10 protein-coding genes and 1 pseudogene are annotated in these 14,324 nt (G+C 57.5%); 3 read left to right on the top strand and 8 right to left on the bottom strand.

Features of this window, described 5'->3' with window-relative positions; genetic code table 11:
- Positions 1 to 35 precede the first annotated feature (35 nt).
- From pglX to B6N23_RS10605, 8 genes are all read right to left on the bottom strand, one after another.
- Positions 36 to 1,151, bottom strand: a complete 1,116-nt coding sequence (pglX, locus tag B6N23_RS10640) for a BREX-1 system adenine-specific DNA-methyltransferase PglX (protein WP_305498648.1) — start codon at positions 1,149 to 1,151, stop codon at positions 36 to 38.
- A 5-nt stretch (positions 1,152 to 1,156) separates the two neighbouring features.
- Positions 1,157 to 2,536, bottom strand: coding sequence for a DNA-processing protein DprA (locus tag B6N23_RS10635; RefSeq protein ID WP_305498646.1), 1,380 nt, complete (start codon positions 2,534 to 2,536; stop codon positions 1,157 to 1,159).
- Positions 2,537 to 2,539: 3 nt separating this feature from the next.
- Positions 2,540 to 4,636, bottom strand: a complete 2,097-nt coding sequence (locus tag B6N23_RS10630; RefSeq protein ID WP_305498644.1) for a RecQ family ATP-dependent DNA helicase — start codon at positions 4,634 to 4,636, stop codon at positions 2,540 to 2,542.
- A 141-nt stretch (positions 4,637 to 4,777) separates the two neighbouring features.
- Entirely contained in the window at positions 4,778 to 6,448 is a 1,671-nt protein-coding gene (locus B6N23_RS10625) for an ATP-binding protein (protein ID WP_305498642.1), read from the bottom strand.
- A 40-nt stretch (positions 6,449 to 6,488) separates the two neighbouring features.
- Complete coding sequence (gene brxC / locus B6N23_RS10620) at positions 6,489 to 10,070, bottom strand: BREX system P-loop protein BrxC (RefSeq protein ID WP_305498640.1); 3,582 nt, start codon at positions 10,068 to 10,070, stop codon at positions 6,489 to 6,491.
- Between the two features lie 43 nt (positions 10,071 to 10,113).
- Positions 10,114 to 10,725, bottom strand: coding sequence for a DUF1788 domain-containing protein (locus tag B6N23_RS10615; RefSeq protein WP_305498638.1), 612 nt, complete (start codon positions 10,723 to 10,725; stop codon positions 10,114 to 10,116).
- A complete protein-coding gene (locus tag B6N23_RS10610) occupies positions 10,722 to 11,336 on the bottom strand; it encodes a DUF1819 family protein (RefSeq protein ID WP_305498636.1) in 615 nt (204 codons plus the stop codon). Before B6N23_RS10610 ends, B6N23_RS10615 begins: the two co-directional genes overlap by 4 nt.
- The gene (locus tag B6N23_RS10605) at positions 11,333 to 11,542 is read right to left on the bottom strand and encodes a helix-turn-helix domain-containing protein (protein ID WP_008174223.1); all 210 of its coding nucleotides are present in this window, start codon (positions 11,540 to 11,542) and stop codon (positions 11,333 to 11,335) included. Before B6N23_RS10605 ends, B6N23_RS10610 begins: the two co-directional genes overlap by 4 nt.
- Before the next feature lie 157 nt (positions 11,543 to 11,699).
- On the opposite strand from B6N23_RS10605, the pseudogene B6N23_RS10600 reads away from it, so the two are divergent.
- The 3 genes and pseudogenes from B6N23_RS10600 to B6N23_RS10590 all read left to right on the top strand — a co-directional run.
- Positions 11,700 to 11,867: pseudogene (locus B6N23_RS10600) on the top strand (LuxR C-terminal-related transcriptional regulator); the annotation flags it as partial.
- A 275-nt stretch (positions 11,868 to 12,142) separates the two neighbouring features.
- The gene (locus tag B6N23_RS10595; protein WP_305498627.1) at positions 12,143 to 13,735 is read left to right on the top strand and encodes an MFS transporter; all 1,593 of its coding nucleotides are present in this window, start codon (positions 12,143 to 12,145) and stop codon (positions 13,733 to 13,735) included.
- 85 nt (positions 13,736 to 13,820) lie between these two features.
- A complete protein-coding gene (locus tag B6N23_RS10590; RefSeq protein WP_305498625.1) occupies positions 13,821 to 14,279 on the top strand; it encodes a universal stress protein in 459 nt (152 codons plus the stop codon).
- The last annotated feature ends 45 nt before the right edge of the window (positions 14,280 to 14,324 follow it).

Raw genomic sequence — 14,324 nt, 5'->3', positions numbered from 1 at the left:
GCAATGCCAACAGCCAGTACCTTCAGACCGCTCAATCAGCGCCCTCGTGAATAAGGCGGGTTGATGCCTTTGTTGAAAAAACGCCGCTGACGCGCTCGGGCTTTCATGGTCAGAGCGAAGGCGGCCAGCTCACCGGCGCGCTCATCCAGCTCAATACCGTAAAGGTTGTGTGTCAGAATCTTTTCCGGGATTTCGGACGGCTCGTAGCCTTCTTCTTCATAAATGGCGTAGAGCAGATCGAAAGCATAGGTCAGCATATGGCCGGAGCCGCAGGCTGGGTCGCAAACCTTGAGCTCTTCCGGGCCTTCAATTTTCAGAAAATCGGCCTCAGTCTCCTCCGGAGGAATGTAATACTCCATCTGGTTCACCAAGGCTGAATTTGGTCTGTTAAGCATCCACAAGCGGCCGAGCGAGTTATCCACCAGGTATCGCACAATCCAGTGCGGCGTGAAAAGCTGGGTGGCCGCAGGAATATTTTCGGGAGTAATCTTCTTGTTCTTCTTGAGATCAGCGAATACCTGGTCTTTCTTCTCGGAGATATAGAACTGATACAGCCAGCCGATTACCTCGACATCTTTACAGGCATCCGGCGTCATGGCTTCGCGGGTATAGGCCAGGATTGAGTTGCCTGAGAGCAGATCATCCGGCATCAAAAGCTCGGTGTAGTCGTCAATACGCTCGAACAAGAACGGCATTGCGCTGTACCAGTAGTTACAGGCAGCTACGACCAGTAGGCGATAAGCTTCCCCCTGCGGGTCCTGGCTGGGTGTCTTTCCGTCCAGCAGTGCGAAGATCTTTTGACGGGTTGACTCCGAGACCATTTCTTCATCGATATGGCCCATTTTGGCATCAGCCAGGATCTCGGGCTGGAACTGCCCCTCAGCAGGGGAAACAATGCCAATGCGGTTGTAACGGTTGACGTCCATAAAACGCAGGGCACAGAAGCGGTTGAACCAGATATAGGCCACCCGTTCGATAATCTGCTCTTTGCCTTGGCCTGTTACCGCCTCTTCCAGCTTTTTAATCGCCTTTGGCCTTTCTCGCCGGGCGGAACTCTCTTCGGCTAGTACCAGTTTGAGCTTGGCGGTAACCTGTTCGAGGAGGCTGCGACGAGCGAATTGGGCGAACTTTTTAAGTTTTGCAGTTTCCATGGAGATTACTGATCCTCGAACATCTTGCGCTGATTGTCTTCCACCCACTGATACCGAACCGGGCGATTTAACTTGGTCACCTTGTCATCCGCGACAGCCTGTTTTAACCATTCGGTAAGCTGGGTTTTGTGAAGCTGTGTAGCTTCCAGCAATTCATCAATGGTTTTTGGTGAGCCTGTTTCATTTCTAAGCATCAGGAGAAAGTGGTCGTACAAGGAAAGCTGCGTAAGAGCTGTTTTTTCTTCGCATTGGTCACTCGAAACCGGCGAGGGGGTTGCGTGTTCCTGCTTCGGTGAAGGCTTGGAAGCGTCTTCAGCAGTCTCTTTGGCAACCTCATCCGACGCCACTTCGTTTTCTTCTTGTTGACCCGTATCAGCCATAGGTTCGTTTACAGTCACCTCGGGCACGGTTTCTGTCTGGTTTTGAGCAAATAAGTCAGCACCCTGATCTGCAGATGAATCTGCGGTTCGCAGCAAATGGTCAAGGTCGATTTCAGCGAGATTTTCAGGTAGCCATTTAGCGCCTTTTTGCACCAGTGTGGCATTGCCGGCCTCCGGGTCGTCGGTAGGCTTGATCCACATGGGTACCCAGTTGTGCTTTATGTTTTCTAGCACCCCGTTCCAGGTTCCACCTGAGTTTCCGGAATGCACAGCAATGGCTGCATCCGACAGGCAATAGATGTACTTGTTGCGCTGCATCGCATTGCCCGCATTGAAACCAGCCTCAGGATAAAAGGGTGAGAGGAGAATCAGATTGTTCGCCATCAGGTACTTTCTGTACTTTACGGAGGTGGCGGCGCGCAGCAGGTCATTGGCGAGAACCCCAATTGCCGTACCTTCAGATTCAAGAGCACCCAGCATGGCGGCTTCATCGACGCCTTTTGCACCGCCGGATACGACAGATCGTCCATCGTTTGCGGACCTAGCTCCAAGATCGCGGCTAAACTGAAGGTCCGCGTCAGAGGTCTTACGGGAGCCGATGACAGCAATGCCACCTTGGTTCAAGAGATTGCGGTTGCCACACCCGAAGAAGACAGGGGGTGCATCATTACCGAGGCGTGCTTTAAGACGTTTGGGGTAGTCACTGTCTGAGCGCGTCAACACCCATAAGCCGGAGCGGGTCCATTTTTCCATCGCCATTGCCAGGGCGGACCCACGATTGAGCAGGGTTTGAATGCGGTCGGATGTAATCTTGGAGTCTGTCCATCCCGCCAGTTTTTGACTGAGGTCCCCTGTCAGGAGATCCTCGGGGACCATTTCCTGGTTCTTCAACCAGAAGGCAAAACGCCCCCACTCTTTATTCGTGAGAGGCTTTGCTTCTGAGCTTGTTGACCTGGAAAAATAGGCGGTCAGTAACAGGATTGCCTGTGTTTTAGCAGCGAGCATTCATTAATCTCCCCTTGCAGAAGAGGCAAGAGCGACCGGATAGACTTCGCCACTGCCTTGTTGCCGAAGTAAGGCTGCCAGAACGGTCATGGTCCAACCGGAATCGACGACATCGTCCACCAATAGGACTGGGCCGGAAGGGAGGCCTGCATCAACCGCGAACACTCCATCCAGGTTGCTGCACTGGTGATAGCGGTTGTTCTGTAGTTTTTGTGGTTCGTTATCCTGCACTTTGGAGATTACCGGATGGAATGGCAGACCCAGTTTATTCGCCAGCCGCCGCGCAAACTCCGGCACCAATTCGGGGTGCTTGAGCGAGGGTACGCAGGTGACCCACTCAGGCCGTGGCGTTGGCTGCCAACGCTGCTGAATCATTTCCGCCATGGCGTCCACTAATTCATCCCGGAAATAGCCCCCATGTTTGTCCTGTTCGACGAAACCGCCCCATGCTGCGTCAGCCCACCGACTAAGTACTCTGCCTTCCTGCGCTCTGAGGTTTTGTGGCAGGTTCCCTCGCAATCCGTATCGCGGAAACCCATTGGCGGCCACTTGAACCTTGGGTTTGAAAACGAATTCTGAGTGGCGAAGGAACTGCGCTGCAGCAATGACTCTTTGGCGATCGGGCGAGGCACTGACCAGCGGCGCACCAAGACAGTTAGCGCACTTGCCACAGGGTTGCGCCTCCGGGTCATCAAGAGACCTTCGCAGATATTCCATCAAGCAGCCCGAAGTTGTCGTGTACTCCTGGATTTCTTGCCACTCCTGCTCTCGCATGTTCGTGAGCCGCTGGACTTGGTCATGATCTAGCTGATAAGCAACCGGTGTTCTTGTCCATTGGCTGCCCGCTTTGTATACAGGCGCAGGGTTCTCCACACTCAGAAATTTAAGGACTTTTTCGATTTGCCCTTTGCGCATATTCAAGTGCTCTTCCAGTTTCGGTACAGATAAGCCATCACTGTCTTCGAGAACCGAAAGCACCTGGTTAATCTGCGATTGATTCGGGAATGCGGAGCGACGGAAGAAGTCGTGGATACGCTCATCTTCCGCGCCTGAAAGTAGAATGCCGAGAGATTGATCAATACCGCGTCCGGCCCGGCCTACTTGCTGGTAATAGGATACGATGGAGCCCGGTGTTTGGTAGTGAATAACGAAGTGAAGATCTGGTTTGTCGTACCCCATGCCCAGCGCCGTTGTGGCTACAAGCACTTTTAGCTGGTTGTTGAGCAGCAAATCTTCCAGATGCTCTCGGTACTGATCGGAGTTCTCGAAATCAGAATGCTCAATGCCGCTGTAGTAGGCCTTGGCATCAATTCCCTGACTCAACAGCCAGCTTCTTACCTGTTCTGCATCTCGCTTTGTAAGCACATAGACGATCCCAGCCCCCTGCAGAGTCGGTATCGTTTCTGACAGCCAGGCGAGGCGACTTGCCTGATCTGCAAGGGCAATGTTTTGAAGAGACAAGCTATCGCGAACCAAGGGGCCGCGGAGCACCTCAATATCACCCAACTGATCAACAACATCTGTGATGACCCGATCATTGGCGGTGGCCGTTGTACCTAATACCGGCATGTTGGGGGGCATCTGGCGCAAAATATTGAGCAGGCGACGATAATCCGGCCTAAAGTCGTGCCCCCAGTCCGAGATACAGTGCGCTTCATCCACAACCAATAACCCTACGTTATCCAGAATAGGCTGGAGCGCTTGCTCAACAAACTGCTCGTTGGCCAGCTTTTCTGGGGAGATCAACAAACAATCCACCTGGTTTGTATGTACCTGCTGGATCAACGCTTCCGCTTGATCATGGTTGGTAGAGTTGATGGTGATCGCGTAAATACCCAGTCTTCGAGCTGATTCAATCTGATTACGCATCAAGGCCAGCAAAGGCGAGACAATGATGGTGGGCCCATAGCCCTGATCACGCATGATTCGGGTCGCTATGAAATAGACAGAGCTTTTGCCCCACCCGGTTCGTTGAACCACCAGTAGCTTTTGGCGCTGATTTACCAAAGCATCAATGGCTTCCCATTGGCCACTACGGAAGCTTGCGGCTGCGTTTCCCACCGCAGTACGCAGCAATGCTTCAGCATCGGTTCTCTTCATACGTCATCCTTATGTAGCGTTGGGAAGTCATTTCGCTCAAATATCACTATGGGGCTCGGCTCCAAACTATGGTGCTGACAGCACGAAAATACGCGCACCGCTCGTATCTGCTCGTATTTTTCGTGCGACGCACGTATTTTATCAGCTTCGCTCATATCGAGTCCCCTTGCCCTGGCCCACCGGGCGTATCACGCCCTTGTCTTTCAAGCGGTTGAGCAGCCGAGTGGCCTGGAAAGGGCTGATATGGCACAGATCGGCGGCATCCGCTCGTTTGATGCTGCCGTGGGTATCGATGAAGTTGAGCACCATCTGCTCCTGCTGGATAGCATCGAAGCCCGCCTGGCGCACATAGGCGGCCTTTTGTCCCGCCCCCCGGTATACCTTGGCGCTCAGGGTGTAGGTGCGGCCCTTGCCGGTGCCATGGGCTTCCACCATCCCGGCTTCCACCAGCTTTTCCAGGGTGCCCCGGACCACGGTTTCCGGCTTCTGCACCGACTTGGCCAGGTCTGCCGTTCTTAAGCGCCGCTCATTGCGTAGCCGGGACAGGATGATCAGGCTGTCAATGGGCATGGCGGCGCCGGTCTGCTCCTCGCGCTCGACGATCATGCGCAGGAATTCGGCGTCCGCGTCCGCTGCGCTCATGCGCACGGAGACGGTGTGAGCGGACGACATGGAGTAGTCGGGGGCGGTGCGCCCGTAGCGGAGCATACCCTCGAAGATCCGGTCGATGCCCCGGCCAGTGCGTTCGGCAAGGCCGATGCGCTTGATAATGTCAGCCAGCAAGGGGTTACGGGAGCGAGGGTCGGCCACCAGCAGGTTGTCCAGATTAACGCCCTCCACAAAACCACCGGGATTGCTGATGCTCAGGCCGTCGTCGTCCAGTTTGACGTGCACGGCGCCCAGGGCACTGTAGTCGCGGTGAACCAGGGCGTTTACAAAGGCTTCCCGGAAGGCCCGGCGGTCGAAGTTGGGGATGGGCACGCGAAACAGCCCAACCTGAATCTCCTCTTCCTCCACCCTGGCGCGGAATAGCACTTCGACCTCTTCAAAGGTCTCCAGCAGCGGTTTGCGGTAGAACTCATTGACCAGGACATCGGTACCGCGCAGCACCTGGAAGGCTACCTCGTGGGAGGGCAGGTGTTGCCGGAGCTGCATTTCGCTCCCCAGCAGCAACAGGCCTGCAACCGTGGGGCGGCGCCTGCCTCCCACGCTCACAGTCAGCCCCAGGGCGCCGTCCAGCTCATCGTCCGCCAGGGGCATCAGGCTCTGGTCGCCGCCGTACTTCTTGATGGCGTTACGGATGCGGATGCGCTGAATCGGGTCCAGGTCTTCAACCGCCAGGTTTTCCACCGGCAAGGCCGAGGGGTCGGTTACCCCCAGGCTGGACTGGCGCTGAACAAACTCATGGGGGTAGAAGGGCACGGCCTCCGGAGTGCCGTCCATTCTCAGGCGCCGACGCTGTAGCAGGCCATCCGAGGTGGATACAAGCTGCCGAGATTTGGGCACCTGGATCCTGGCGACGGGTTGCCCTTCCAGCTCAAGGGCCTCAACGCGCACAGCCAGCGAGGGAATGGTCTTGTTGGCAATCAGAGCGGGCAGGCCAGCGAGGTTGCGGTGATTGGCATGCAGCCCAGTCGGGGTGCCATCGTCTTCAACGCCCAGGAACAGGTCGCCGCCCTCGGTGTTGGCCAGGGCCACCACCACGGCTACCAGATCCCGGTCCGGCAGGCTCTTGACGTCGCTCTTGAATTCGACGGCAAGGTTTTCGCCGCCGCGAATGAGCGCCTGGATTTCCTGTTCGGCTTCGTGCATGGCTATCCCCAACTTTGACCGATTAGACGGTTCGGCACGCTTAGATCTGGACCTTGCGCCCTTGCTGGACTTCAACCAGCAGGGCCTCGCGCAGGGCATTCAGGTACCGGTCCACATCCCCCTCGTCGGCCAACCAGGCCTTGTCGAACGCGACACGGAGGTTGCGGGTGTGAACATAGTCGGCGGGCGATTCCTTGACCTCGGGAGTCCCCCCGTCACTCTGGTCTTCACTCTGGCTACCTGGGTGCTGATCGGGGTCGTCTGCCGGTGCTGATTTCTGATTGGCCAGCGCCACCATTTTGCCCAGCAGCTTCTGGTAGCCCTCTTCTTCAAAGTACCGGGTACGGTCCTTGATCACGGCAATCAGGCGCTCCTGCCCAATGTAGTCGACCAGATCCCGGAACGGTTTGTTGAGTTCATCCTGGCGTGGCTCCGGCAGGGACTGGTATTCGTCCATGCTTTGCATGCGTTCCTGCATGGTCTTCAGGGAGGTTTCCGCCTGAGCTCGGGTTTGCTGCACTTTCTCGTCGATGCGCTCCTGCAGGCTATCCAGTTGGCCCTTGAGCTGCTGAATGCGATTCCCTTTGTAGCAGTTGGGGTCGTTCAGGATGGTGCGGATCTGCTCAATCTCGTCCCCGGACACATAGATGAAGTTGGGCTCCTGGCTCTGCAGGAAGGACCGAGCCTGGTTGTAGATGTCTTTTTGTGAACCGCCCATAAACTTGCGGATGGGGTCGATGACATCCTCTTTCAGGTCCAGCAGTTGGTCTTCCTGCTTGCCCAATTCCGTCAGGTGCCAGGTGTAGGGCTTTCCGCAGACCTCTTTCAGCGTCACCAGGGCAGGTTTCAAGGCATTGAGAAACGGGTACTGATCGACTTGCGCTATCCGCCGATCCAGGTCGTGGTACATGTCCTGGAAGGCTTCGCCGGCCTCTTTACCCAGGGCCTTGGCTTCGCTGGTGCGGGGCGGGCTGTCGAAGAAGTCCTCGTAGAACGACTTGAGGACTCGGACCTGAGAGGCGGTGAACTCAATCTGTGGTTCCAGCACCACGTTGCCGTGGCCGTGAGTGTTACGCAGAGCGCGCTCCAGCTCGCTGTCCTCCAGGATATTACCGTCGAGACGAACTTCCACCTTGCCACGGGCACAAAGGTTGGCCAGCGTGCAGAGAATCGCGGCGTAATACCAGCCGTAGGGTTTGCGTTCGAACTTTTCCAGCAGGCTCTTCAAGGTGGTGCGAACACCGCCCCGGTTGTTGCTCTGAATGAACGCCAGCACCTCCTGCTCGGATTCCGCCAGGGCCGTGGCGTCGTTACCGAAAAGGCCATCGTCTGTACGGTTGAGGCAATTGCTGATGTCGTTTACCGTGTAGGAAACGCCGCGCAACATGCGGAGGTTCGGGTAAGCCCGTGAAATCAGCTCATGGAAGCCCCGAATAATGCGGGTCTGGGGGTCCTCATTCGCCACTTCCACATCAGCGCCGCCAATGAGCAACTTGGACTTGCCAATGAGGGTCTGAACCTGCTGCCGGAGCCTGGCCTCGCGCTCACGGTTCTGAAAGCCCTTGTCATTCAGGATCCGCTTGACGGCTTCCTGCTGGGTAACGGAGATGTTCTGCTTGATGTATTTTTCGGTGCGCTTGAACATGAGCAGGTCCCGCACCAGGCGCTCGTCCGACGGCATGAGCACGAACAGCTCGTCCGCCTTGTAGGTCGAGGCTGTACGGAGCATCTGCTCGTTGTCAGTATGCTCGTGGAACGGACTGATGACATTGATCGAGAGCTCGTATTCACGCCCATGCAGACGATCATCCAGTTTGCGCGAATAGGAGTAGTCCTGCCCCTGGTTCTGGGAGGAGCCGGCGTCATAGCGGATTTTGCGCTGTTTTATAACAAAGTCGAAAACGATCTTTTCCAGCTCGTCCGCAACGTCCGATGACTCAACCTCTGTGTTCTTGATCTCCTGCTCGACGTCCTTTTCCTCGTCCGTCAGGTACTCGTACTGGTCCCCGTTGCGCTGTATGTAGGTCTGTTGCTCCAGAAGGCTCAGGGCTTCCTCGACCTTGGTGCGAAGTGCCGGCAGATCCTGATCGAAGGCATCCAGCATCAGCACGCAAAGGTTACGCACCGTGGACTTGAATTCCTTGACATATTTGACCAGGAACAGGGCCTTCAGCAGCCGGACGGCGAAGGCATTATCGAGGTGGTTCTCTGCCTGAATAATCGCCCGCTGTATTTGTGATTTCAGTGCAGAGCGGATGCCTTCAAACATCAGGTCAAAGGTGGCCAGCTGGCCCACCTCATGGTTGCCGATGTGGATGGCCACCTGCTGGAAAACCCCTAGCATGGAGCGTTCACCGACGGAACTGTGTTTACCCTCGAAGGCGTTGTGCTGCGACAGGTTCTGGATCGCCGATTGAAACAGCGCGAACTGGTAGGGGACGAAGGGGTAGCTGTGGATGAAGTGGTCCCTGTCCCGGAAGTTCCGGTAGGTAGCCGATCCATCCGCGAAGTCAAAGAGGGTTTTGAAGTTGTTCGCCTGTGCGTGGTAGACGTCCGACAGCTGATTGACGCCTTCTTCGGTCTTGGTTAGCAGGCGCTTCTGGATAACCTCCGCCACGTCCGCGCTGGACAGCTTCATGCGGTTATTGAACCGTGCCTGAATTTTCGAGAAGTCGTTGCCCTGCTGCTTGCCCATTTCGCCAACCACGTTTTTCATTTCTTCCTGGGCGGTGACGATAATCCAGGCCCGGCCCCGACACTTGGTGGCGAGGCTCTCGGCAATGGTTTGCAGGTTGGTCATCAGCTTGGTGTTGTCGGCAATGTACTGGCCGACCTCGTCCACAAAGAAGTTCAGGCGGAACTCTTTGTGGCCACCCTCTTTTGCCTGCTTCTCGATATAGGCATTCACATTGTCCGCGAAGTCTTCAATCGAGACTCGGTATTCGCTGCGGTACTTGTCCAGAATGCCCGCTGCCGACTGCGGGTCGCCACCGGTCACAGCGGCGTAGGCTTGGGCAATATTCGGGCCTTCCAGAAGGGCTTGCTCCCGGCCTTTCTGCCAGGGGCGGCCGGCGATGGTCTCGTACTCGGCTTTGAATTGTTCGTACAGGCCACGGCCGTCCAGATCGCGCTCAAACTGGGCAATGTGCCCTTGTTTGCCGTAGTAGCCGCACATTTCGTCGAAGACTTTAACGAACACGGCCAGAAGCGCATCGATCTGGGTTTTGCTGATGACATCGGCTTTCTGATCGATGTTGAACAGAATGCTCTTCGCCGGAATTGAGACAGCTCGCTTCAGGTCGCCCCGGAGAATTTCATTCTCGCTGCACTTGGGAAGGAACAGGCCCAGGGTTGTAGCACCGTCCATTTCCCGGTTTTCAAGCAAAAGGGCCAGCATTTTGAGCAGGTGAGACTTACCGGACCCGAAGAAGCCGGAGACCCATACACCGTTGGCCCCTTCGTAATTGTTGTAAGCGTCCAGGAACTCTTCGAGGCGTTTCTCAACTTCGTTGGTCAGTACGTATTCTTCAATTTCGAGGCGAAGACTGGCTTCATCGTCGGCTTTGATAACGCCTTCAATGGGGCGGTCAACGGGCTTTAGAAAAATATTCTTCAATGTCATTGTACTTTCCCTTAATGATTACGCCTCGAATCGTATCGTCCGCTCAGGCTTCGTAATGAAAGATGTTGAACGCACGGTAGTACTTGTCGTCATGCAGCCTGCCGAACAGATCCAGCGATGCACCGGTTTCCAGCGAGTGGGTATAGGAGCCCGGGAAGAACATCACCGTTGGCTGGTCTTTGGCGGTGCTCTGCAAGTTGTTAAGCACGTTGTGGGAGCGTATGTAGGGGAAAACCTCGCCCACCCCTGAGAGAAACAGCACGTCAAACTCAACGGACTGGAGTTTTGCCGCAATAGCGGGCACCAAATGGGCTTCCGGGTCCAGCACTCCCTGTAGCAGTTCTTTCAGTTGATCCTTTGAGACCGTGGGCTCGAGCTCCAACACCTGCTCCCAGATGTCTCTGTCTTTCAAAATATCGACGGCCAGGTCGTACAGATTGATACTCAGGATCCGGATGCCCGCCTGCTCCAGCCGGTTAACCAACTGCCGCTGAAGACGCTCCATTTCGACCGCTTCTTCAGGCCGGTAGGGACAGATGAAGAAAGGCACTTCATTACCCAGCCCCTGTTTGTTCAGGAACCGCTGGCCGGAAACCACGCTAAACAGGTGCTGTAGTCGCTCCTGCATCGGCATTTTGGCAATGTCCTTTCTCAAGCTGACATCCCCCTGATATCGGATTCATAGACTGGGAAGTAGAAAAACTCGTCAGGATTGTTCTGACGCAGCAACTCAACCAGCCTGGGGCTTAGCAGAACTGCGTTTATGGTTTTGTCCTTAGCTAACAACCCTGCCTCCCGCAGCATTCTGAACAGGACCTGCCGCAATTTATCGCGCGTTGAGGCGCTGGCATTATCAAGCTCGTCATGCCATTCCGATTTACGGTTATAGAAGGCATCGAAATCCTCAAAACTGAGATCCAGCTTCATCGCGACAAACCGTTCGTGTAGCACTTCCACCGCAAAGTCCGCGATAAAGCGGTACAGTCGGCACACGGCAACCCACAGAAGGTGAGCCTGGTCCTGGTGGTTTGCCTCGGCCAGGAAAGTCCGTTCGCTTTCGGTCAACGTCTTCAGGCGTGCAATCGCCTCTCTACAGGTGCGCTTTGCCGTGCTTTCCGTTCTGGCCTGTAGCAGGTTGTCATGCATCGCTTGAGCACGCACCTCATCCCAGTCACGGAGCGACAGGTACAGCTCGGCCAGCTTCACCGATTCGCGGTGATACAGGCTGCCGGACGTGAAGGAGATGCGATACCGGCCTTGGGTCATTCGGAACGCTCACCCTTGCTCGTCTCGGCGGCGCCACCGCCCTTGACCCACTCATCCACTTCGACTTTTTTGAACTTCCAAAAACGCCCCATACGGTGGGCGGGCATTGCGTGCTTGTCGATCCAGCGGTACACGGTGTCATTGCTGACACCGAGGTGCTTGCCTATTTCGTCTACGGATAACCAGCGATCTTCCATCTCGGCCATGTTTTCGCTTCCTATGGGCGATGGTGTTGCCACCTTATCTGAGGCGGCACGGTCTCATGGGCGGAACCGCCCTACACTACATTGACTGATCAATATATAGAGGTACCACGCTGCTTTCAACCGAATTGATCTGCATAGATAGGCATAGATATGCTTTATCCTGCGCGAGCTGGCCGGCGGCCTCTCCAACAAGATGATCGCCCGCAAGCTCGACATCACCGAAGGCACGGTCAAGGTCCACGTCAAGCACCTGCTCAAGAAGCTCAACCTGCGCTCGCGAGTGGAGGCCGCGGTGTGGGCGGTGCAGGAGGGGGTAGACCGCTAGCCGGGGCGGTTCTGTGTGGATACCTCCAAATAATCCGGGGGCACCGCCAGCCCCCCGCCGCCCCCCCCTCCCCGCCACAAAGCCTTTCATAAACAGTCACCTGTAGATTATCCCCCCCTACCTCCCTGGAGGTATCCCCCCGCCTGGCGGCCGCCTGGGCCACGTTTCGCGCGCCCGTACGGCGGCGTATCTTTGCCCCAGAGCTCCTGCCCTTGATACCGGTCAACCGCTATCGGGCACCACGAGCACACCGCTGGACCTCAAGGGGATACGCCATGACCAGGAAGAATGCCGACATCGAACACTGGGATGTCGAGAACGAGGAGTTCTGGGAGAAGGAGGGCAAGCGGGTTGCCAATCGCAACCTGTGGATCTCCATCCCGAGCCTTTTGATGGGCTTTGCCGTCTGGATGATGTGGGGGATGATCACCACCCAGATGCAGAACCTCGGCTTCCCGTTCACCGTGAGCGAGCTGTTCACCCTGACGGCGCTGGCGGGCCTCTCCGGTGCCACCCTGCGCATCCCGGCCTCGTTCATGATCCGCATCGCCGGCGGGCGCAACACCATCTTCCTGACCACCGCCCTGCTGATGATCCCCGCCGCGGGGACCGGCTTCGCGCTGATGAACCCCGAAACGCCGCTGTGGGTATTCCAGGCCCTGGCGCTGCTCTCCGGCATCGGCGGCGGCAACTTCGCCGCCTCCATGAGCAACATCTCCACCTTCTACCCGAAGAAGCAGCAAGGCTATGCCCTGGGCATGAACGCCGGCCTCGGCAACTTCGGCGTCACCTCCATGCAGATCCTGATCCCGCTGGTGATGACCGTGGGCATCTTCGGCGTGATCGCCGGCGGCCCCATGGAGCTGCAGAACGCCAGCGGCACCCTGATCGGCCGCATCGAGGCGGGCACCGACACCTGGATCCAGAATGCCGGCTTCGTCTGGCTGGTCTTCCTGATCCCGCTGGCCTTCGCCGGCTGGTTCGGCATGAACAACCTGCGCACCATCACGCCGGCCCCGGGCAGCCCTGCCCAGGCCTTCGGCAAGATCCTCGGCCTCTACGCCGTGGGCGCGGTCGCCAGCATCATCGGCATGTTCGCCCTCAACCTGCTGGGCATGTGGGTCGCCCTGCCGCTGACCATCGTGCTGACCCTGGTGCTGCTGCGCCCGATTCCCGGCGATATCAAGCCCAATATCCAGAAGCAGTTCGCGATCTTCTCGAACAAGCACACCTGGTCGATGACCGTCCTCTACATCCTGACCTTCGGCTCCTTCATCGGCTTCTCCGCCGCCCTGCCCCTCTCCATCAACGTCATCTTCGGCAACATGATGGAGGTAGCCGCCGACGGCACCGTCACCCGCGTCGCCAACCCCGACGGCCCCAGCGCCCTCACCTGGGCCTGGATCGGTCCCTTCGTGGGCGCCCTGATCCGCCCGGTAGGCGGCTGGATCTCCGACAAGGTGGGCGGCTCCATCGTCACCCAGATCATCTCGGTGATCATGGTGGTGGCCTCCGCCGTCACCGGCTACGTGATGATGCTGGCCTACAACTCCACCGACCCGAACAGCTACTTCGCGATCTTCATGATCATGTTCGTGATCCTGTTCGCCGCCAGCGGCATCGGCAACGGCTCCACCTTCCGCAGCATCGGGGTGATCTTCGATGCCCAGCAGAAGGGCCCGGTGCTGGGCTGGACCTCCGCGGTGGCCGCCTACGGCGCCTTCATCGCCCCGGTGGGGATGGGCGACCAGATCCGCGCCGGCACGCCCGAGCTCGCCATGTACGGCTTCGCGATCTTCTATGCGGTCTGCCTGGTGATCAACTGGTGGTTCTACCTGCGCAGGAACGCCTACGTGAAGAACCCGTAACGCCGCTACCGTCCATCCGGCGGCCGGCCAGGGCCGGTCGCCGCGATACCCACCACAGGCCCCGACTCCAGCCAAGGAGAGTCCCATGAAGATCATGGTCGCCTATGACGGCTCCCGAAACGCCAAGCTCTGCCTGGCCCAGGCCGTCGAGATGTTCCGCTGCACCCAGCCCAGGCTGCTGCTGGTGGCGGTGGCCGAGAACCCCCGGGACTATACCGACGCCAACGAGGATCTCTTCCAGGAGGAGGTCCAGGAGCTGACCGCCGCCCTGGCCGAGGCCAAGACGTTCGCCGAGGCCGAGGGCTGCGAAACGGAAGTACATATCGCCGAGGGGGATCCCCGCAAGCAGCTGCTCGAGGCCACCCGCAAGCTGGCCCCCGACCTGCTGGTGATGGCACGCCACAGCCAGAAGCCCGACGGCGGCATCATCGCCCAGTCGCTGAGCTACTTCGTCGACGAGCTCGACTACATGACCTTCGGCAGCGTCAGCTCCTTCCTGGCCCGCCGCGCCGAGGTCCCGCTGCTGATCTTCCCCAGCCCCTAGGCGGAGAGGATTCCCTTGTCCGTGTCATCACGTCCTTCGCTTAAA

It is taken from the genome of Halomonas alkalicola (genome assembly GCF_030704205.1).
GTDB lineage: Bacteria > Pseudomonadota > Gammaproteobacteria > Pseudomonadales > Halomonadaceae > Halomonas > Halomonas alkalicola.
This window is presented reverse-complemented; position numbering and strand designations above follow the sequence as displayed.